Origin of the sequence: Buttiauxella cochleicola (genome assembly GCF_021283185.1) — a bacterium.
GTDB classification, from domain to species: domain Bacteria; phylum Pseudomonadota; class Gammaproteobacteria; order Enterobacterales; family Enterobacteriaceae; genus Buttiauxella; species Buttiauxella massiliensis.
Window position 1 is genome coordinate 26,415 of sequence record NZ_JAJSOS010000016.1, and the last position, 21,632, is coordinate 48,046.

The following is a 21,632-nucleotide window of genomic DNA, read 5'->3' on the forward strand; positions in this document are numbered from 1 at the left end:
ATTGAGCAATACATCATGCGTTTAAACCCTGGCCAACAACAAGCCGTCGAATTTGTCACAGGACCCTGCCTGGTCCTGGCGGGCGCTGGTTCCGGCAAAACGCGTGTTATCACCAATAAAATGGCGTATCTGATCCGCGAATGCGGTTATCAGGCTCGCCATATCGCCGCCGTGACTTTTACCAACAAAGCAGCGCGTGAGATGAAAGAGCGTGTGGCGCAAACGCTGGGGCGCAAAGAAGCGCGCGGTCTGCTGATCTCCACGTTCCACACGTTAGGGCTTGAGATAATCAAACGTGAATTCGCCGCTCTCGGCATGAAGTCTAACTTCTCGCTGTTTGACGACACCGACCAGATGGCGTTGCTAAAAGAGCTGACGGAGGGTTTGCTCGAAGACGATAAAACGTTATTGCAACAATTGATCTCGACGATCTCAAACTGGAAAAACGATCTGCTGACCCCGTCGCAGGCCGCAGCGCAGGCGAAAGGAGAACGCGACCGAATCTTTGCCCACTGTTATGAGCTTTACGATACGCATTTGAAATCGTGCAACGTACTGGATTTTGACGATCTGATTTTGCTGCCAACGCTGCTTTTACAGCGCAATGAAGAAGTGCGCGAGCGTTGGCAAAACCGCATCCGCTATTTGCTGGTGGATGAATACCAGGATACCAACACCAGCCAGTACGAACTGGTGAAGCTGCTGGTGGGCGCGCGAGCAAGGTTTACCGTAGTGGGCGATGACGACCAGTCGATTTACTCCTGGCGTGGCGCACGACCACAAAACCTTGTTTTGCTAAGCCAGGATTTCCCGGCGCTTCAGGTCATTAAGCTTGAGCAGAATTACCGTTCTTCCGGGCGCATTCTGAAAGCGGCAAACATTTTGATCGCCAATAACCCTCACGTGTTCGAAAAGCGGCTGTTTTCGGAGCTGGGTTACGGCACCGAATTAAAAGTGCTGACCGCGAACAGTGAAGATCATGAGGCCGAACGCGTAACTGGCGAGCTTATTGCCCATCACTTCGTCAATAAGACCAACTACAAAGATTACGCCATTCTCTATCGCGGGAATCACCAGTCGCGCGTGTTTGAAAAAATGTTGATGCAAAACCGCATTCCTTATCGTATTTCTGGTGGAACTTCATTCTTCTCACGTCCTGAAATCAAAGATCTGCTGGCCTATCTGCGTGTGCTGACCAACCCGGATGACGACAGCGCATTCATGCGGATTGTGAATACGCCGAAACGTGAAATTGGCCCGGTTACGATGCAAAAACTCGGTACTTGGGCAACTCAGCGTAATAAAGGTTTATTTGGCGCAAGCTTTGATATGGGTTTGAGCCAGACGTTAAATGGCCGTGGTCTGGAGTCGTTACAGCGTTTCACGCACTGGTTGCGTGATGTGGCGACCCTTGCCGAGCGCGAACCGATCGCAGCGGTACGCGATTTGATTCACGGCATCGACTACGAAAGCTGGCTGTATGAAACCTCGCCTAGCCAGAAAGCCGCAGAAATGCGCATGAAGAACGTTAACCTGCTTTTCAGCTGGATGACGGAAATGCTTGAGGGTTCAGAAATTGATGAGCCGATGACGCTGACTCAGGTCGTCACACGCTTTACCCTGCGCGATATGATGGAACGTGGCGAGAGTGATGAAGACACAGACCAGGTGCAATTAATGACCCTTCATGCCTCGAAAGGGTTGGAGTTCCCGTACGTATTTTTAGTCGGGATGGAAGAGGGCATTCTGCCGCATCAGAGTAGCATCGACGAAGATAATATTGATGAAGAGCGCCGCCTGGCTTACGTGGGGATTACTCGTGCGCAGAAAGAGCTAACCTTCACGCTTTGCAAAGAGCGACGTCAGTATGGTGAACTGATCCGCCCGGAACCGAGTCGTTTCTTGCTGGAATTGCCACAGGATGATTTGCAGTGGGAGACTGAACGTAAAGTGGTATCGGCGGAAGAACGTATGACGAAAGGGCAGAGTAATGTCGCCAACATCCGTGAAATGCTGGCAAAAGCGCGTAAAAGCTGAATTATTTAATTATCAAAGGCCAGTGGACATAGCTTTGCCACAGGCTTTCTTGTTCCAGCAGTTCAGCACCTAGAGGGTGGCATTCCAGCCACTTTTCTGGAAGCTCGAGATTTAAGGTTTCACCCTCAACTTTCAGGGCAATTTGCGGCAAGATATCGTCCCGTCTGCGGCTGGCGAAGATAATAGCCAGACGTAACAAGCGACAGAGATGTTCCGCAATACGAGGTGGTACGGCGTTTTGCTGGTGGAGAGAAGAGAGATCGACTGGGTTTGTCTGGTTCAACATTAGCGTTGCCAGCAGCTTTTTCTGCGCTGGTGTATATCCTGGAAGATCAAGATTCTTCACCAGATAGGCGGCATGTTGTGGCGCCTGTTTGAAATCAACACTCAGGCCAATTTCATGCAGCAATGCTGCACTGCTGAGCATTTCTATGCTGAGTGGCGTTAGGTTCCATGCATCTTTTAACTGTGTGGTGAAGGCTAATGCTAATTGCTGAACGCGTTCTGCCTGACCGGTATCCACCATAAAACGACGTTGGATATTGCGTACGGTACGGCTTCTGATCTCTTGATTAACAGACAGATGCAACATTCCGTAAACCAGGCCTTCGCGCAATGCGCCACCTGCAAGTGTCATACATTCTATTGATAACTCTTCAAAGATAGCGATCAAAATTGCCAGCCCGCTTGGAAAAACCAGCGCTCTTTCCAGCGTTAAGCCTTCGATTTCCAGCTCTTCAAGACGCCCGCATTGAATCGCTCTTTGCTTCAGTTGCTGAAGTTTTGCGAGCGTAATGCGCTCATCCATTCCTTGCGCCATCATGATTTCTTGCAGCGCTTGCACGGTGCCTGACGCACCGACACACACTTTCCAACCGTGATGTTTTAACTGGTCGCAAATCGGCCTGAGAACTTCTTTTGCAGCGCTTTCGGCGGCATCAAAGTTTTCTTTTGCCAGATTCCGGTCGCTAAAAAAGCGTTCAAGCCAGGTCACACAACCCATTGATAAGCTAAAGAGTGCAGTTGTTTGCGCCCCCGAGCCTGTCACAAGTTCCGTGCTGGCACCGCCGATATCAACCACTAGGCGTTGATCGGCACCGCCTGTCGTATGGGCAACACCTTGATAAATCAGACGTGCTTCTTCTTCTCCATGAATAATTTGCACCGGGCAGCCGAGGATTTTTTCAGCCTGCTGGATGAATTCACTGGCATTGGTGGCAAGGCGGAGTGTCGCGGTTGCGACAACGCGAATTTGGGTTTGAGGAATATCTTGAAGACGTTCAGCGAACAAGCGCAGGCATTGCCACCCGCGCTCCATTGCTTCACGTGAAAGCGTATTGTCGCGGCTTAAACCAGCAGCAAGGCGTACTTTTCGCTTAATCCGGGCAAGGGTTTGTATGCTCCCTGCCACCTCACGTACAACCAACATATGAAAGCTATTAGAGCCTAAATCTATTGCAGCATACAGCGAGGTGGAGCTGAGCATAAATTTTTAACCTGTGCGACGGCGATTACCGCGAGGAGCGCCACCATTACGGCGAGGACCGTTACCCGGACGGGCGCGAGTCAGACGCTTCGGTGGAGGAAGTTCGCTTAACAGTGCTTCAGTTTTGTATTTGCTGACTGGAATTGAGTGACCAATGTAAGTCTCAATCGCAGACAGGTTCAACGCATAATCTTCACACGCAAGGCTAATGGAATGACCACTTTCGCCAGCACGACCGGTACGGCCAATACGGTGAACGTAATCTTCGCAGTCATCAGGAAGATCGTAGTTGAAAACGTGTGTCACTAACGGGATATGCAAGCCACGCGCTGCAACGTCGGTTGCAACCAGAATATCGAGGTCGCCACGGGTAAATTCTTCAAGGATGCGCAGACGTTTCTTCTGAGCAACATCGCCGGTCAGCAAACCAACACGGTGCCCATCGGCTGCAAGGTGACCCCATATATCTTCACAACGGTGTTTTGTGTTGGCAAAGATGATGGCGCGATCTGGCCACTCTTCTTCGATGAGGGTCTGCAGCAAACGCATTTTCTCTTCGTTAGAAGGGTAGAACAGCTCTTCCTGAATGCGGTGACCGGTTTTTTGCTCCGGTTCAACTTCCACGTATTCCGCGTTGTTCATCTGCTCGAACGCCAGTTCACGCACACGGTAAGATAATGTAGCGGAGAACAGCATGTTCAGGCGTTGAGTCACCGGCGGCATGCGACGGAACAACCAGCGAATATCTTTAATAAAGCCCAGATCGTACATGCGATCGGCTTCATCCAGCACCACAACCTGAATTGCGCCTAAGTTAATGTGGTTTTGCTTGGCATAATCAATCAAACGACCAGTTGTGCCGATAAGAATATCAACACCGCTTTCCAGCACTTTAAGCTGTTTATCGTAGCCGTCGCCACCGTACGCCAGGCCGAGTTTAAGGCCGGTCGATTGTGCTAGTGGCTCTGCATCAGAGTGAATTTGGACTGCCAGTTCACGAGTCGGCGCCATAATTAAGGCACGCGGCTGGTTCACCTGGCGATTCTCTGGAACCGGGTGAGAGAGTAAATAATGGAACGTTGACGTTAAAAACGCCATCGTTTTGCCAGTACCGGTTTGCGCCTGCCCTGCAACGTCACGATTCGCTAGTGTCAGCGGTAGTGCCAGTGCCTGAATAGGGGTGCAGTTATGGAACCCTTTATTTTCAAGGGCTTCAATCACCTTAGGGTGCAGGGCGAAGTCGGAAAACTTCTGTTCGGTCAAATGTGTTTTGCTCATAGTGTGGTAGAATATCAGCTAACTATTGCTTTACGAAAGCGTATCCGGTGAAATAAAGTCAACCTTAAGTTGGTTAATGCTACACCAACAAGGTAGACATAATCCTGCGGAGTAGAACATGAGCGATAAAATTATTCACCTGACTGACGACAGTTTCGACACGGACGTGCTAAAAGCTGATGGGTTGATCCTGGTTGATTTCTGGGCAGAGTGGTGTGGTCCATGCAAGATGATCGCCCCGATTCTTGATGAAATCGCTGATGAATATCAGGGCAATCTGACCGTTGCTAAACTGAACATCGATCAGAACCCGGGCACGGCACCAAAATATGGTATCCGTGGTATCCCAACTCTGTTGCTGTTCAAGAACGGTGAAGTGGCTGCGACCAAAGTTGGCGCGCTGTCCAAAGGCCAGTTAAAAGAGTTCCTCGACGCTAATCTGGCATAATGGAATCTCAGCCGGTGCGTGCGTGGTTCGCAATTTTTTGTGAGCCGCTGGACGCCCGGCGTCAGTCATGCTAAGTTACTTTTACTGCATTTAGAACTTGTCTTGTAGTTTGAATCTTTGTAATACCCAATGCTTCCAGTTTCTCTTCACTAAGACGCTGTTTTACAGTGAACATACGGTCGCATAATCGATTTCGGGCGTATCACCCATTCCGTCGTGTCGTTTCAGTTCTGCGTTTTTCCTATGACCAGGCAGCGATAAGACATGTGGTGGTGGCCATTAAACAGGCATGGATGATCCTGCCATACCATTCACGATACATGTTCGAGATTTACCCCGAGTTTAAGAACCCACCATTATGAATCTTACCGAATTAAAGAATACGCCGGTTTCTGAGCTGATTACTCTCGGCGAAAATATGGGGCTGGAAAACCAAGCCCGTATGCGCAAGCAGGACATTATTTTCTCCATCCTGAAGCAACATGCGAAGAGTGGTGAAGATATCTTTGGTGACGGTGTACTGGAGATATTGCAGGACGGATTTGGTTTCCTCCGCTCTGCAGACAGCTCCTATCTCGCCGGTCCTGATGATATCTACGTTTCTCCCAGCCAAATCCGCCGTTTCAACCTCCGCACAGGGGATACCATCTCCGGTAAGATTCGCCCGCCGAAAGAAGGTGAGCGTTACTTTGCACTGCTGAAAGTTAACGAAGTCAACTACGACAAGCCGGAAAACGCGCGTAGCAAAATCCTGTTTGAAAACTTAACCCCGCTGCATGCTAACTCTCGTTTACGCATGGAACGTGGTAACGGTTCTACCGAAGATTTAACTGCACGTGTACTGGATCTGGCATCGCCAATCGGTCGCGGTCAGCGTGGCCTGATTGTGGCACCGCCAAAAGCCGGTAAAACCATGCTGCTGCAAAACATTGCAACCAGCATTGCATATAACCACCCAGACTGCGTGCTGATGGTTTTGCTGATCGACGAACGTCCTGAAGAAGTAACCGAGATGCAGCGTCTGGTTAAAGGCGAAGTGATTGCTTCTACCTTTGATGAGCCAGCATCACGCCACGTTCAGGTTGCCGAAATGGTTATCGAGAAAGCGAAACGTCTGGTTGAGCATAAGAAGGACGTTATCATTCTTCTCGACTCCATCACTCGTCTGGCCCGTGCGTACAACACCGTTGTACCGGCATCCGGCAAAGTGTTGACCGGTGGTGTGGATGCTAACGCCCTGCATCGTCCAAAACGCTTCTTCGGTGCTGCACGTAACGTAGAAGAGGGTGGTAGTCTGACTATCATCGCTACAGCGTTGGTTGATACCGGTTCTAAAATGGATGAAGTTATCTACGAAGAATTTAAAGGTACCGGCAACATGGAACTACATCTGGCGCGTAAAATCGCTGAGAAGCGTGTGTTCCCTGCTATTGACTACAATCGTTCAGGTACACGTAAAGAAGAGTTGCTTACTACCCAGGAAGAACTGCAGAAAATGTGGATCCTGCGTAAAATCATCCACCCAATGGGTGAGATTGATGCAATGGAATTCCTCATCAACAAGTTAGCGATGACGAAAACCAACGAAGACTTCTTTGATATGATGAAGCGCTCGTAAGTAACAAAAACTCGGGGAACGCCACGCTTAGACGTGGCGTTTTTCATTTCTGGTATATACGATATAGCTGTAATGATCGCAGCTAAGCACATAATTGTGGCAAGGAATGCCATTATGTTATTTACAGCAATGCTGGATGATGTTGTTTGAATAATAACCAGGTTGTTCAAGGATTAGATGTATATAACCATTGGACGGGGTAGACTTCAAAGAAGTTGTCCTTGACCTTTTATTTTGCAGAGAGCTTGCACTGTGAATTTAATCACCGCTGGAACTGACCTGGTTTGTATTTTTTTATTCACCACTATCTTTCTTTTTTTTGCGCGCAAAGCGGCAAAAAAAATCGGTCTGGTAGATAAACCCAACTTCCGTAAACGCCACCAAGGACTCATTCCTTTGGTCGGCGGTATCTCGGTTTATGCTGGGATCTGTTTTACTTTTCTGATTGCTAACTACTATATCCCGCATGCATGGCTTTATTTGATATGTGCTGGAGTGCTGGTATTTGTCGGCGCCCTGGATGACCGTTTTGATATCAGTGTAAAAATTAGGGCTTCGGTTCAGGCTTTAATCGGCATTGTGATGATGGTGGTCGGAAAATTGTACCTGCTCAGCCTCGGCTATATTTTTGGCTCGTGGGAAATGGTTCTCGGCCCGTTCGGTTATTTTTTAACCTTATTTGCGGTTTGGGCCGCAATAAATGCTTTCAACATGGTTGACGGTATCGACGGTCTGCTGGGTGGGCTTTCTTGCGTATCCTTTGCGGCAATGGGGATTATTCTTTATTTCGATGGGCAATTGAGTTTGGCTATGTGGTGCTTCGCAATGATTGCTGCCATCCTGCCTTATATTCTTTTAAACCTTGGGATACTTGGTCGTCGCTATAAAGTCTTTATGGGCGATGCGGGGAGTACTCTTATTGGTTTTACCGTCATCTGGATCTTGCTTGAAACTACGCAGGGCAAAACTCATCCTATTAGCCCTGTCACCGCATTATGGATTATTGCCATTCCATTGATGGACATGATTGCCATCATGTATCGCCGACTACGCAAAGGTATGAGTCCATTCTCACCAGATCGCCAGCATATTCACCATCTGATTATGCGAGCCGGTTTTACTTCTCGGCAGGCATTCGTACTCATCACAGCAGCAGCAGCTCTGCTTGCTTCAATTGGCGTAGCGGCTGAATACATGCATTTCATTCCAGAATGGGTCATGTTGGCATTATTCTTGCTTGCATTTGTTCTCTATGATTACTGTATCAAACGAGCCTGGAAAGTTGCTCGTTTTATAAGACGTCATAAGCGTCGGCAACGTAGAAATACCAGCAGTATTTCTTAATTCTGAAAGTAGTCGGGGAAGTGATGAAACAAAACGTGCCAGGAAGTAATCCGGGAATGGTGGACAACGAGTTGGACATTCGTGGTTTATTCCGGACACTGTGGCAAGGAAAGCTGTGGATTGTTGGTCTGGCTGTGTTATTTGCGGCCATTGCATTTATTTACACCTTCTTTGCCAAGCAGGAGTGGAGTGCTAACGCGATAACCGATCGCCCAACAGTTAACATGATGGGTGGGTATTATTCGCAACAGCAATTCCTGCGCAATCTTGATGCTAAAGCTAATATGGTTTCCGTCGATCAGCCTTCGGTGATGGATGAAGCCTATAAAGAGTTCATCATGCAGTTATCTGCATATGATACTCGTCGTGATTTTTGGCTTCAGACCGACTATTACAAACAGCGTCAGGTTGGCAACAGTAAAATTGATGCCGCGCTGCTAGATGAACTAATTGATAATATTCAATTTTCAGCTGGCGATGCCACACGCAATATCAGCGATAGCGTGAAACTCATTGCAGAAACAGCTGCTGATGCGAATAACTTGCTGCGCCAGTACGTCGCTTTTGCCAGCCAGCGTGCTGCGAGTCATCTTAACGAAGAACTGACGGGCGCCTGGGCTGCTCGTACAATCCAGATGAAAGCACAAGTTAAGCGCCAGGAAGCGGTGGCTCAGTCAATTTTCGACCGCAAAGTGCACAGTGTGGAACAAGCGCTGAAGATTGCGCAGCAGCAAAATATTGCAAAGAGTGAAACAGAAGTTCCCGCCGACGAGTTGCCTGATTCTGAAATGTTTATGTTAGGACGCCCTATGCTGCAAACTCGTCTTGAAAGCCTGCAAGCTGTCGGTCCGAGTTACAGCATCGACTACGACCAGAATCGAGCCATGCTGGCGACTTTGAACGTTGGGCCAACGCTTGACGCACGCTTCCAGACATATCGCTATTTACGTACCCCTGAGGAACCTGTGAAGCGTGATAGCCCACGCCGGGCATTCTTGATGATTATGTGGGGTATGGTTGGGGCCCTGATTGGCGCGGGTGTGGCATTAGCTCGCCGTCCAAAATATTTGTAACGCCCTTACCCGGTGAAGGCTCGATGGACGGCCTTCACCTTTTTTAACAAAAGAGAATTGCTGTGAAAGTGTTAACTGTTTTTGGCACGCGCCCGGAAGCTATCAAAATGGCTCCTCTGGTTGATGCGTTGGCAAAAGACGCGTTTTTTGACGCAAGAGTATGCGTGACCGCGCAGCATCGCGAGATGTTGGATCAGGTGCTGAATTTATTTTCTATCGAGACGGATTATGATTTAAACATCATGAAACCGGGGCAGGGGCTTACGGAAATTACCTGTCGCATTCTCGAAGGATTGAAACCGATACTTGAGTCATTCAAGCCCGATGTTGTTCTGGTTCATGGTGATACTACGACTACAGTTGCCACTAGTCTTGCCGCATTTTATCAGCGGATTCCTGTAGGACATGTTGAAGCAGGTTTGCGCACTGGTGATCTGTATTCTCCGTGGCCGGAAGAGGCGAACAGAACTCTGACCGGGCACCTGGCTATGTATCACTTCGCCCCGACCGAGAATTCTCGACAAAACTTATTACGCGAAAATATCAGCGACAATAAGATTTTCGTCACCGGTAACACTGTGATTGATGCGCTGATTTCTGTTCGCGATCGTGTACTTGCGGATGATGCTTTGCATAGCTCTCTGGCGCAGTGTTATCCGTTCCTGGATAGCAGCAAAAAGCTGATTTTGGTCACTGGCCACCGTCGTGAAAGCTTTGGTGATGGTTTTGAGCGCATTTGCCACGCACTGGCGCAGATTGCCAAAGAAAACAGTGACGTCCAGATTGTTTACCCTGTGCACCTGAACCCGAATGTCAGCGAGCCTGTGACGCGCATTCTTGGCGATGTCAAAAATGTGGTGCTGATTGACCCACAAGAATATTTGCCATTTGTCTATTTGATGAACCATGCGTACCTGATTCTTACTGACTCAGGTGGCATTCAGGAAGAAGCACCGTCACTGGGTAAACCGGTGCTGGTTATGCGTGATACCACTGAGCGTCCTGAAGCTGTTGATGCAGGCACCGTTCGTCTGGTCGGTACGGATACACAAGAAATTGTTCGCCAGGTTACGCGGTTGTTGAAAGACGAAGATGAATATCAAGTTATGAGTCGGGCGCATAATCCTTATGGTGATGGCAAGGCTTGTGAGCAAATTTTGGCTGCATTGAAAAAGAATCAGGTGACACAACAATGAGTTTTGCAACCATCTCTGTGATTGGTCTTGGTTATATCGGTTTACCAACTGCGGCTGCATTTGCTTCAAAACAGCGAAACGTTGTCGGTATCGATATTAACCAACATGCTGTAGATACCATTAATCGTGGTTCTATTCATATTGTTGAACCAGACCTGGATAAGGTGGTTAAAACGGCTGTAGAGGGTGGTTTCTTACGCGCCAGTACACAGCCGGTTGAGGCAGATGCTTATTTGATTGCAGTGCCAACGCCTTTTAAAGGCGATCATGAACCTGACATGGTTTTTGTTAAAGCAGCTGCAGAGTCCATCGCTCCTGTGCTAAAAAAAGGCGCTCTTGTGATTCTGGAATCAACTTCCCCTGTCGGCTCCACCGAGCAAATGGCGGGTTGGTTAGCGGATCTGCGTCCTGACCTGACTTTCCCTCACCAGGCTGGTGAAGCGGCAGATATCAATGTTGCCTATTGCCCTGAGCGTGTACTGCCAGGCCAGGTGATGGTTGAGCTTATCAAAAACGATCGCGTAATTGGCGGTATGACCCCAGTTTGCTCTGCTCGTGCCAGCGAACTCTACAAAATCTTCCTTGAAGGCGAGTGCGTGGTGACGAATTCCCGCACTGCTGAAATGTGCAAACTAACCGAGAATAGCTTCCGTGATGTGAATATCGCATTCGCCAACGAGCTATCGCTGATTTGTGCGGCTCAAGAGATCAACGTATGGGAATTGATTCGTCTGGCTAATCGCCATCCGCGAGTCAATATTCTGCAGCCGGGCCCGGGAGTGGGTGGTCACTGTATTGCAGTTGATCCATGGTTTATCGTTGCTCAAAACCCTGAGCAAGCACAGCTGATTCGCACTGCGCGTGAAGTCAACGATGGCAAACCACACTGGGTAGTAAACCAGGTGAAAGCTGCTGTCGCTGATTGTCTTGCTGAAACCGGCAAGCGTGCCAGTGAAATTACCATTGCCTGCTTTGGTCTTGCATTTAAACCGAATATTGATGACCTGCGTGAAAGCCCAGCCATGGAAATCGCTGAGCTTCTCAGCACCTGGCATAATGGTAAAACGCTGGCTGTTGAGCCAAACATTCACCAGTTGCCGAAAAAACTGATCGGTAGTTGTGAATTAGCCTCTATTGATGACGCTCTTCAACAGGCTGATGTGTTGGTGATGCTGGTTGATCACCATGCCTTCAAAGCCATTCCTGGTTCGCAGGTTCAGCAAAGCTGGATTGTTGATACCAAAGGGGTCTGGCGCTAGGTTCTGCCCGAGGTTGGTGAAGCCAATGACGACTTGCTCTGTTCCTGTTCACGCAAGAATTGAATCTCTTAACTGGGAGAATCAGTTCTTTGCGGTGAACAGCGCTATCGTTCGTTTTGACGATGCAGCCTCCTTGCTCACCCCGCAAAGCCTTGATGCGTATTCCCGCGTGCAGGCGAAAATCCCTGCTCAGCGGACCGATTGGCTTGACGGTTTACAGCAGCTTGGTTTTCAGCTGGTTGAAGGGGAAATCGATCTTGCTCTGCAGCCTGGCATACAAAATGCAGCACCTTCTGTCGAGTTAGCCACAAGCGCTGACATTCCTGTATTGCGGGATTTAGCGGCAAGAATTTTCACACAAAGTCGGTTTCGTGCACCCTGGTATCAATCTGCTGACAGCGGCCGTTTTTACGCACAATGGGTTGAAAACGCTGTGCTAGGCACCTTTGACCATGAATGTCTGTTGTTGAAGAACAGTGGCGCGATTCAGGGCTTTGTGAGCATGCGCCAACTTAATGAGAGCGAGGCGCGTATTGGTTTGCTGGCAGGACGAGGCGTGGGTGGTCCGTTAATGGATGCCGCGCGTTTTTGGTGCCAGCAACGCGGAGTAGAAACGCTGCGCGTGGCAACGCAAACCAGTAATACCGCAGCCCTGCGACGTTATATTCAAAGCGGTGCCAATATTGATAGCACCGCCTTCTGGTTATACAGGTGAAAAAATGATCCCATTTAATGCTCCTCCAGTAGTAGGTACGGAAATCGAATACATGCAGGCTGCGATGGGTAGCGGCAAGCTCTGTGGTGATGGCGGTTTCACCCGTCGTTGCCAGCAATGGATGGAGCATCGTTTCGGCAGCAAAAAAGTACTGCTCACCCCTTCCTGTACTGCATCGCTGGAAATGGCCGCGTTACTGTTGAATATTGAGCCCGGCGATGAAGTGATTATGCCGAGTTATACCTTTGTTTCTACTGCCAACGCCTTTGTGTTGCGTGGTGCAAAAATCGTCTTTGTCGATGTGCGCCCGGACACCATGAATATTGATGAAAAGCTGATTGAAGCGGCAATTACTGAGAAAACTCGCGTGATTGTGCCCGTTCACTACGCCGGTGTAGCCTGCGAAATGGACACCATCATGGCCATTGCGGACAAACATAATCTGTTTGTGGTTGAAGATGCTGCACAAGGCGTGATGTCGACCTACAAAGGCCGCGCATTGGGCTCAATTGGTCATATCGGTTGCTTCAGCTTCCATGAAACCAAAAATTACACGGCAGGTGGTGAAGGTGGCGCTACCCTGATTAACGATCCGTCGTTGATTGAGCGTGCAGAAATCATTCGTGAAAAAGGCACTAACCGTAGCCAGTTCTTCCGTGGTCAGGTGGATAAATATACCTGGCGTGATATCGGTTCAAGTTACTTGATGGCCGATCTCCAGGCTGCTTATCTCTGGGCGCAGTTGGAAGCGGCCGAAAAGATTAACCAGCAGCGTCTGAAGCTGTGGCATACCTATCATGATGCCCTGGCTCCGTTGGCAAAAGCCGGGCGTATCGAACTGCCATCGGTTCCAAAAGACTGTGTGCAGAATGCGCATATGTTTTATATCAAATTGCGTGATATTGAAGACCGCAGCGCTCTGATTGCGTATTTGAAAGAGGCAGAAATTCTGGCAGTGTTCCACTACATCCCACTGCATGGCTGCCCAGCTGGTGAGAAGTTTGGTTACTTCCATGGCGAAGATCGTTTCACTACTCAAGAAAGTGAGCGCCTGCTGCGCTTGCCGCTGTTCTATAACTTATCTCCTGCGAACCAACGTACTGTCATTAATACGTTGTTAAGCTTCTTCTCCTGATATGTCGCTCGCTAAAGCCTCAGTGTGGACCGCCGGGTCCACACTGGTAAAAATTGCTGCCGGTTTACTGGTGGTGAAGTTGCTTGCGGTGGCATACGGGCCGAGCGGAGTCGGGCAGGCGGGAAACTTCCGCCAGATGGTTACCGTATTAGGCGTGCTTGCCGGAGCGGGAATCTTCAACGGCGTGACCAAATACGTCGCGCAGTATCACGATCAGCCCGAGCAGTTACGCAAAGTCATCGGTACTTCATCGGCCATGGTATTGGGCTTCTCAACGTTATTGGCGATCATCTTTGTTGTTGCCGCGAAGCCAATCAGTCTGGGCCTGTTCGGGCATGAAAATTACCAGGGATTAGTACGCCTGGTGGCGTTAGTGCAGATGGGCATCGCCTGGGCAAACTTGTCTTTAGCCATCATGAAAGGGTTTCGTGATGCTGCCGGTAATGCGCTGGCACTGATTGGTGGCAGTATCATTGGCGTGATTGCCTATTACCTCTGCTATCGCCTCGGCGGCTATCAAGGCGCGTTGTTGGGCCTGGCATTAGTGCCTGCATTGGTGCTCATTCCTGCGGGTGTTATGCTGGTTCGCCGCGAACATGTGCCGCTTAGTTACCTGAAACCGCAGTGGGATAAAGTGTATGCCAGCAGCCTTGGCAAATTCACCATCATGGCGCTAATCACGTCGGTGACACTGCCAGTGGCTTACGTGATGATGCGAAATTTGCTGGCGGCCCACTACAGCTGGGATGATGTCGGTATTTGGCAAGGGGTGAGCAGCATTTCCGATGCTTATCTGCAATTCATCACTGCCTCGTTTAGCGTTTATCTTTTGCCAACGCTTTCGCGCTTAACCAGCAAACATGACATCAGCCGTGAGATTGTTCGCTCCCTGAAGTTCGTTCTGCCCGCGGTTGCTCTGGCAAGTTTCACCGTCTGGCTGTTGCGCGACTTCGCAATCTGGCTGCTTTTCTCGCATAAATTTATTGCGATGCGCGATCTCTTCGCCTGGCAGTTGGTAGGCGATGTACTGAAAGTCGGCTCATATGTGTTTGGTTATCTGGTGATAGCGAAAGCATCACTACGCTTCTATGTTTTGACTGAAATCAGCCAGTTTGCGTTGTTGACTGGTTTTTCACATTGGCTTATACCTGCGCACGGTGCTTTAGGGGCTGCTCAAGCTTATATGGCAACGTATATTATTTATTTCACGCTCTGTTGCAGCGTTTTCCTCATTTATCGTAGACGAGCATGACAACACTGATTCACGTTTTGGGATCGGATATCCCGCATCATAACCAAACGGTGCTGCGCTTCTTCAATGATGCTCTGGCTGCCTCAAATCCGCATGCGCGCCAGTTTATGGTAGTTTCGAAGGACGACTCAATTTTGTCCTCTTTTCCGGCGCTTGCCGTGACACTCTATCCAACGAAAAAAGCGTTGGCGCAGGCCGTTGTAGCAGCAGCTCGTGCTAATCGCCAGCAACGCTTTTTCTTCCATGGCCAGTTTAATAGCTCACTGTGGATTGCGTTGCTAACTGGCGGCTTGAAACCGGCTCAGATGAACTGGCACATTTGGGGCGCTGACCTTTATGAGGCCTCAAAAAGCTTCAAGTTTCGGGCGTTTTATTTGTTGCGCCGCATTGCGCAGGGGCGAGTGGGGAGAGTGTTTGCTACACGAGGTGACCTGAATTATTTCCATGAGCGCCACCCACAGGTTCCAGGTGAGTTAATTTACTTTCCGACGCGTATGGACCCATCTCTAAATACTCTGGCCAACAGTGAAGAGAAAGTTGGCAAAATGACGTTTCTGGTAGGTAACTCCGGCGATCATAGCAACCAACATATTGCAGCATTAAAAGCGATTCATGCACAGTTTGGTGACTCGGTACGCGTGGTAGTACCGATGGGCTATCCAACAAACAATGACGCTTATATCAATGAAGTTCAGCAGGCTGGACGCGCGCTATTTAGTAAAGAAAATCTCCATATCCTGAAGGAAAGCTTGGCCTTTGATGATTATCTGGCTCTTTTGCGTCAGTGCTCACTGGGCTATTTCATTTTCGACCGCCAGCAAGGTATTGGCACGCTTTGCTTGCTGATTCAGGCGGGTATTCCTTGCGTGCTGAGCCGTAAAAATCCGTTCTGGCAGGATATGACTGAACAGCATATTCCCGTGCTGTTTGCCGGCGATACGCTAAACGAGCAGATCGTTCGGGAAGCGCAGCGTCAACTACGCTTACTGGATAAGCAACAGATTGCTTTCTTTAACCCTAATTATATCGACGGTTGGAAGCGGGCGCTGGACGTAGCATCAGGAGAAGCCGCATGAGTTTGCTGGAGTTTGGCGGTTTATTTGCGGTCTGGTTTTTATCAGTGATGTTCATTGGTATTTTAACGTACCAGGAATTCCGCCGGGTGCGTTTCAATTTTAATGTGTTCTTCTCATTACTATTTCTGCTGACGTTTTTCTTTGGCTTCCCCTTCACCTGTACGCTGGTATTTCGTTTTGGGGTCTCGGTTGTACCGGCAGATGTGCTTCTGCAAGCGCAACTCGCTGCCGTCTGTTTCTATGGTATTTACTATGTCGCCTACAAAACCCGGCTGCGGGAGAAACGAACTACAAAGGTTCGGCGTCAGTTGTTTACTATGAACCGTGTTGAAACTCATCTGACGTGGGTCATGCTGATGGTGGTGGCGTTGGTGAGTGTCGGCATCTTCTTTATGCACAACGGTTTCTTACTGTTTAAGTTGCATTCATATAGTCAGATCTTCTCCAGCGAAGTATCTGGTGTCGCGTTAAAACGTTTCTTCTACTTTTTCATCCCTGCGATGCTGGTTGTCTATTTTCTTAAGCAAGATGGTCGAGCCTGGATGTTTTTCCTGGTGAGCACCGTGGCGTTTGGTCTACTGACTTACATGATTGTTGGTGGGACTCGAGCCAATATTATCATCGCGTTCGCCATCTTTTTGTTCATCGGTATTATTCGCGGCTGGATCTCGCTGTGGATGCTGGCGGCGGCGGGTGTATTTGGCATCGTCGGTATGTTCTGGCTGGCATTAAAGCGTTATGGGCTTAACGTCAATGGGGAGGAAGCGTTTTACACCTTCTTGTACCTGACTCGCGATACCTTTTCGCCGTGGGAAAATTTGGGATTACTGCTGCAGAATTACGACAAAATTGAGTTCCAGGGTCTGGCACCAATCATACGTGATTTCTATGTCTTTATTCCTACCTGGTTATGGCCTGGCCGTCCGGGGATTGTCCTGAATAGTGCGAACTACTTTACTTGGGAAGTTCTTAACAACCACTCTGGCCTGGCAATTTCACCGACCTTAATCGGTTCACTGGTGGTTATGGGGGGCGTGTGGTTTATCCCATTAGGCGCAGTTGTAGTCGGGCTGATTATTAAATGGTTCGACTGGTTGTATGACCTGGGTAATCGTGAAACCAACAAGTACAAAGCCGCCATTTTGCATAGTTTCTGCTTTGGAGCGATTTTTAACATGATTGTATTGGCACGTGAGGGATTGGACTCTTTTGTCTCCCGTGTGGTGTTTTTCATGGTTATCTTTGGTGTCTGTCTGCTGTTTGCGAAGCTGCTTTACTGGCTATTTGATAGCGCGGGGCTGATACATCAACGCCTACGCCGTTCACCGCAAGTTGTTTCTGGCTCTCAAAATGTATCGCAGGGAATATCATGACAGAACTCACGACTGCACCTTCATATACGATTCGTGGCTTGAGCCTACTGGGTTGGCGCGATATGCAGCATGCATTGGATTATCTCTACGCAGGAGGCTCGCTGCGTAGCGGTACGCTGGTAGCGATTAATGCTGAGAAAATCCTTTCCGCAGAACGTGACCAGCAAGTGAGAGTGTTAATCGATAACGCAGAATATAAATACGCTGACGGTATTAGTGTGGTGCGCTCGATTCGCAAAAAGTTTCCAGGTGCTGTTGTGTCTCGCGTTCCGGGAGCCGACCTCTGGGAAGCATTAATGCAACGGGCAGGCGGAGAAGGTACTCCTGTTTTCCTGATCGGTGGAAAACCTGAAATATTGGCGCAAACCGAAGCCAAACTGCGTAAACAGTGGAACGTTAATATTGTTGGTAGCCAGGATGGATACTTCAAAGTCGAGCAGCAGCAGGCTTTGTTTGAGCGTATTCGGGAAAGCGGTGCCGCTATTGTCACTGTAGCGATGGGATCGCCGCGGCAGGAAATCTTTATGCGCGACTGCCGCAAGGTTTACCCTGATGCTCTGTATATGGGTGTGGGTGGAACATACGATGTCTTTACCGGGCATGTGAAACGCGCACCAAAAGTTTGGCAGAATCTAGGTCTTGAGTGGTTGTATCGCTTATTGTCGCAACCGAGCCGCATCACACGGCAAATAAAGTTGCTGCGTTATCTGGCCTGGCATTACACCGGCCGCCTATAAAACGCAGCCAGGTATCGCGTTAAAGTGAGTATTACGGCTGAATTTGGCTGGATAATCATCAGAATGTGCAAAGCATAACCAAATGCGCATTTTATTTAAATAAGCACTAGACAGGTGAGCATGAAGGCCGTAATATCCGACCCCGCAACGGCGCTATGCGCCCGTAGCTCAGCTGGATAGAGCGCTGCCCTCCGGAGGCAGAGGTCTCAGGTTCGAATCCTGTCGGGCGCACCATTGATTGAATGGGGCCAGAGCTGCGGCGGTACTTCTTGTTAAGAAGGTGGACCGCGCGAAAAGATTTACAGTGGTGGCTATAGCTCAGTTGGTAGAGCCCTGGATTGTGATTCCAGTTGTCGTGGGTTCGAGTCCCATTAGCCACCCCATTTAATTTAGTGATATTGCGAAGGTGGCGGAATTGGTAGACGCGCTAGCTTCAGGTGTTAGTGTTCTTACGGACGTGAGGGTTCAAGTCCCTCTCTTCGCACCATCTCTAAGTTGAAAGCAGTAAGAAGTAAATGCAGTATTTCGGCGAGTAGCGCAGCTTGGTAGCGCAACTGGTTTGGGACCAGTGGGTCGGAGGTTCGAATCCTCTCTCGCCGACCAATTTCAAGAAAGCCCAACCGCAAGGTTGGGCTTTTTTACGTCTGTAGTTTATCGTTTCGTCGATCGGATTAGTTCAGCGAGGCCGACAAAACCGCCAATCGCAAACCTTCGTCTCAAAATCACGACATCGCGATTTTTATTGTCGCTATTTGGTGACTCTTAACTCATTGATAAAAAATAATAATTACAAACTTCAATTTAAGTGTCTCTAAAAAGAGACACTATAGCAGCACTACCCTGGTACAAAAATAGCCCATCTATTGCTTAAGGCATCTGAGGTAACATCATGAATATAAAATGATTCCAGGCTAAGGGTAATTATGAATTCAAACCTGGCATGCATCGTGCAATAATATATCTGTAGATGCTCATTCCACTTCTTATGTTTGCTTCGGCTTCATAAACCAAGGAATGACGCAGAGCCGATTACGGTGCTTATCGTCCACCGACAGATGTCGTCTTTCAGACCTCATCCAACACCATGGACATAACGTTGAGTGAAGCACCACTTAGTTGTCTTAAAGACCTGTTTTGACACCTGCCAATTGGCAGGTGTTTTTTTTTGCATAAAGGAAATGGGGAAGGGCGACAGTTATCGCCCTTGGGGTGTTATGAATTGGGGTTGTTTTGCAGGGTTAACAGCAGGCCATCACGGCGCATCAAGGCCGCCTCTTCTGGGTTATGCAGACGATCCAGGCAATCAGCCAACCATGCATAATCAAAGGCATCAGGACGCTGTTTGAGTGCTTCACGGAAAGCATCGCTCGCTTGTTGCCATTCGCCGTGTTTCATCAGTAACTGACCGAGTGTGCTATTAAGCAATGGACGATCGCCTTGTGTCTTGATCTGCTGGCGAAGGGCTTTTTCAAGTTGCTCCGGGTTGCCTGATTTCAGACGTGGCATCAGTAATATCAAACGCTCGTCGTACTGGCGTTTCAGGCCATCAAGAATGATTTCCTGTGCCGCATCATGATCGTCACACTCAATAAGATGCTCCGCCATCGCGACCTGTAGCACGGTTTCATGGCGCGTCTTACGGCTTTGATTTTTCCACCAGGCCTTCAGCCCATCGTTACCCTGATCCGCCATTGCTTGATCCATCAAGCCAATCCAGGCCTGTTGTTGCAATGCGGTGCGGTGGACTTCATCGCCAACCTGTACTTTGTCCATTGCGGGTAAAATGTCGAGCAGCGATCCCCATGCACCAGTGCGGACATATGCCATTTCGGCAAGACGTAGCACTTCAGGGTGACGTGGTGCCGTCTCCAGTAACTTATCTACGCCATGGCGGGCAGCATGGTTTTCGTTACGCGCCAGTTGCAGGCGCACGCGGGTAATTTCTACCGGGAGTTGGTCGCTGTCTGCCAGTTCGGCTGCGCGTTCCAGATGCTGATTGGCACGAATTTCATCGCCACGCTGTTGTGCGGCTTCTGCTGCCAGTAAATAGTTTACGACTGGCTGTTCGGCATGATCGGCATTTTTCAGCATCAGCTTCTCAACTTGCTGATAATCACCTTCAGCCAGTTTCAGTAATGCCGCTTTGGTTTGCTTGCGCGCGCGACTGCTTTTACGCCCAACAAACCAGCCACGGGTACGAGCCCCGGTGCGGAAAACACGGCGCAGTATCCATTCAATAGCAAACAGCACTACCATTGTCAGGATCAGGATGATCACCAGGCCAGTGACGCTGGTTTCCACGTTGTAATTATCGGTCTGAATCAACACATAACCCTGATGTCCGGCCAGCATTGGTCCAAGGACGATCCCGGCGATCAACAGTAGGAAGAGTAATAAGACTTTAATCATGCTTATTCTCCCTGAGTTGGTGCAGGCGCTTGTTCAGGCGCGGCAGGTTGTTCAGCAGGAGCGGTTGCGCTCGCTGCAGGTTGGGCAAGCAAATTACGCACCCGGGTCTGCATCAGCTTTTCCAGTAGAGGCTGGCTTTCCAGCGTTTGCGGCACATCCATGTTGATGCTTTGCTGGCTGAGAGAATCCAGCTCATCAAGGAAGGATTTTGTCACGCTGTCGTTGGTGTCGTAATAAGCACGAACCCATGTGGAAACATTCTCCAGCGACTGCTTATACGTTTCGTCCTGGTGGCGAGGAACCGCTTGTGCTGCAACTAACAAACGCGAGCGGATATTTTCACGCAGGTAAACATCCTGGTTTGGTGCCAGAAGCGGAACGGCAGTTTCATCGCGGCGGCGAATAGTAATGAAACTATCCATAAAGTTGTGCCAGCTTTTAGTTAGATTTTGACGCCATTCCGTCACTGTAGAAGAAAGCTCGCTACCGTCGGAATCCATAGGCGTGTCGTCGGTATTGTTGTCTGCCAGACGCAGATTATCGACCTGGTTAGAAAGCTGATTGAGCTTGAGGATAATCCCGTCGTAATCAACCTGACTAATCGCGGAGAGTGCGGAAATATCGTCTGTCAGCGCACGACGCACGGCAATCAGGCTCGGATCGTTCATATCGGCCAGGCTGGCATCAGCACTCTTCAGCAATGCGGCGGCGGTCGTGACATCCTGATCGCTCCACAATTTCCGTCCGGCCAGTTTCACCAGGAAATCGGATTGTGCTAACAACCAGGTTTTTGCATCGCTGCCGGAAATAGTGGCCACTTTTTGCTGAACTTCGTCAAGCTCGCGCGCCAGATTTGCCTGCTGGCGATCCGACTCCTGGAGTGCAGTTGCCTGCTGCTTGATGGTAGTTTCCAGAGAAGCTTGCTGCTGTTCTTGTTGCTTTTGTAAAGCGGTGAGCTGCGTTGCCAATGCATCGGTGTTGGCATTTTGCGCCGCTGCCTGATGCTTACCATAACTGTAAAGACCGCCACCTAACGCAAGGGCAATAGCAATGGCGATCGCACCCAACGCAATTCCGGCAATACCACTACGATTTTTTTGTGGTGGCTGTTCTGAAAGCGGAGCGCTTTCTACCGCAGGTGTGGTCTCTTCAACCATGGCGGAGTTATTCTGTTGTTCCGTCATTGTGGCGTCCCA

General features: G+C 49.3%; 17 protein-coding genes and 4 tRNA genes. 17 read left to right on the plus strand and 4 right to left on the minus strand.

All coding sequences use genetic code 11. The features are described from left to right. Window positions 1–15 precede the first annotated feature (15 nt). Window positions 16–2,037, plus strand: a complete 2,022-nt coding sequence (gene rep / locus LVQ76_RS20270) for a DNA helicase Rep (RefSeq protein WP_232922356.1) — start codon at window positions 16–18, stop codon at window positions 2,035–2,037. 1 nt (window position 2,038) lies between these two features. Here the strand turns inward: rep and gppA are convergent, their stop codons facing one another. Beyond that, the gene (gppA, locus tag LVQ76_RS20275) at window positions 2,039–3,523 is read right to left on the minus strand and encodes a guanosine-5'-triphosphate,3'-diphosphate diphosphatase (protein ID WP_232922336.1); all 1,485 of its coding nucleotides are present in this window, start codon (window positions 3,521–3,523) and stop codon (window positions 2,039–2,041) included. Between the two features lie 6 nt (window positions 3,524–3,529). Next, window positions 3,530–4,801, minus strand: coding sequence for an ATP-dependent RNA helicase RhlB (gene rhlB, locus LVQ76_RS20280; RefSeq protein WP_034461719.1), 1,272 nt, complete (start codon window positions 4,799–4,801; stop codon window positions 3,530–3,532). A gap of 118 nt (window positions 4,802–4,919) precedes the next feature. Here rhlB and trxA point away from each other — a divergent pair, with 118 nt between their 5' ends. From trxA to LVQ76_RS20360, 16 genes are all read left to right on the plus strand, one after another. Beyond that, the gene (gene trxA, locus LVQ76_RS20285; protein WP_034461718.1) at window positions 4,920–5,249 is read left to right on the plus strand and encodes a thioredoxin TrxA; all 330 of its coding nucleotides are present in this window, start codon (window positions 4,920–4,922) and stop codon (window positions 5,247–5,249) included. Between the two features lie 358 nt (window positions 5,250–5,607). Then, window positions 5,608–6,867 (plus strand): transcription termination factor Rho, encoded by a 1,260-nt coding sequence (gene rho, locus LVQ76_RS20290; RefSeq protein ID WP_034492237.1) that lies wholly within the window; start codon window positions 5,608–5,610, stop codon window positions 6,865–6,867. A gap of 252 nt (window positions 6,868–7,119) precedes the next feature. Then, window positions 7,120–8,211, plus strand: a complete 1,092-nt coding sequence (gene wecA / locus LVQ76_RS20295; protein ID WP_134187791.1) for a UDP-N-acetylglucosamine--undecaprenyl-phosphate N-acetylglucosaminephosphotransferase — start codon at window positions 7,120–7,122, stop codon at window positions 8,209–8,211. A gap of 23 nt (window positions 8,212–8,234) precedes the next feature. After that, entirely contained in the window at window positions 8,235–9,284 is a 1,050-nt protein-coding gene (gene wzzE / locus LVQ76_RS20300; RefSeq protein WP_151995962.1) for an ECA polysaccharide chain length modulation protein, read from the plus strand. A gap of 62 nt (window positions 9,285–9,346) precedes the next feature. Then, on the plus strand, window positions 9,347–10,480 hold the full coding sequence (wecB, locus tag LVQ76_RS20305; protein ID WP_232866466.1) for a non-hydrolyzing UDP-N-acetylglucosamine 2-epimerase: 1,134 nt from the start codon (window positions 9,347–9,349) through the stop codon (window positions 10,478–10,480). Continuing rightward, complete coding sequence (wecC, locus tag LVQ76_RS20310; RefSeq protein ID WP_232922337.1) at window positions 10,477–11,739, plus strand: UDP-N-acetyl-D-mannosamine dehydrogenase; 1,263 nt, start codon at window positions 10,477–10,479, stop codon at window positions 11,737–11,739. Before wecB ends, wecC begins: the two co-directional genes overlap by 4 nt. 25 nt (window positions 11,740–11,764) lie before the next feature. Further along, window positions 11,765–12,454, plus strand: a complete 690-nt coding sequence (gene rffC, locus LVQ76_RS20315) for a dTDP-4-amino-4,6-dideoxy-D-galactose acyltransferase (RefSeq protein WP_232905381.1) — start codon at window positions 11,765–11,767, stop codon at window positions 12,452–12,454. A gap of 4 nt (window positions 12,455–12,458) precedes the next feature. Next, window positions 12,459–13,589, plus strand: coding sequence for a dTDP-4-amino-4,6-dideoxygalactose transaminase (gene rffA, locus LVQ76_RS20320; RefSeq protein WP_064515169.1), 1,131 nt, complete (start codon window positions 12,459–12,461; stop codon window positions 13,587–13,589). 1 nt (window position 13,590) lies between these two features. Next, window positions 13,591–14,841: a lipid III flippase WzxE gene (gene wzxE / locus LVQ76_RS20325; protein ID WP_232922338.1), complete on the plus strand. Its 1,251-nt coding sequence runs from the start codon at window positions 13,591–13,593 to the stop codon at window positions 14,839–14,841. Further along, a complete protein-coding gene (locus tag LVQ76_RS20330; RefSeq protein ID WP_232866475.1) occupies window positions 14,838–15,917 on the plus strand; it encodes a TDP-N-acetylfucosamine:lipid II N-acetylfucosaminyltransferase in 1,080 nt (359 codons plus the stop codon). Before wzxE ends, LVQ76_RS20330 begins: the two co-directional genes overlap by 4 nt. Then, window positions 15,914–17,290, plus strand: a complete 1,377-nt coding sequence (gene wzyE / locus LVQ76_RS20335) for an ECA oligosaccharide polymerase (protein WP_232922339.1) — start codon at window positions 15,914–15,916, stop codon at window positions 17,288–17,290. Before LVQ76_RS20330 ends, wzyE begins: the two co-directional genes overlap by 4 nt. Then, window positions 17,287–18,027, plus strand: coding sequence for a lipopolysaccharide N-acetylmannosaminouronosyltransferase (gene wecG / locus LVQ76_RS20340; RefSeq protein WP_232922340.1), 741 nt, complete (start codon window positions 17,287–17,289; stop codon window positions 18,025–18,027). The genes wzyE and wecG overlap by 4 nt, the downstream gene beginning before the upstream one ends. Before the next feature lie 157 nt (window positions 18,028–18,184). Then, a tRNA-Arg gene (locus LVQ76_RS20345) sits at window positions 18,185–18,261 on the plus strand. A 73-nt stretch (window positions 18,262–18,334) separates the two neighbouring features. Further along, window positions 18,335–18,410 (plus strand) — tRNA-His (locus LVQ76_RS20350). 17 nt (window positions 18,411–18,427) lie between these two features. After that, window positions 18,428–18,514 (plus strand) — tRNA-Leu (locus LVQ76_RS20355). A 39-nt stretch (window positions 18,515–18,553) separates the two neighbouring features. Then, window positions 18,554–18,630, plus strand: a tRNA-Pro gene (locus LVQ76_RS20360). A gap of 609 nt (window positions 18,631–19,239) precedes the next feature. Here the strand turns inward: LVQ76_RS20360 and hemY are convergent. Together hemY and hemX are read right to left on the minus strand one after the other, a co-directional pair. Beyond that, window positions 19,240–20,436, minus strand: a complete 1,197-nt coding sequence (gene hemY, locus LVQ76_RS20365; protein ID WP_232866482.1) for a protoheme IX biogenesis protein HemY — start codon at window positions 20,434–20,436, stop codon at window positions 19,240–19,242. A gap of 2 nt (window positions 20,437–20,438) precedes the next feature. Beyond that, a complete protein-coding gene (hemX, locus tag LVQ76_RS20370) occupies window positions 20,439–21,620 on the minus strand; it encodes a uroporphyrinogen-III C-methyltransferase (protein ID WP_232922341.1) in 1,182 nt (393 codons plus the stop codon). Window positions 21,621–21,632: the final 12 nt, after the last annotated feature.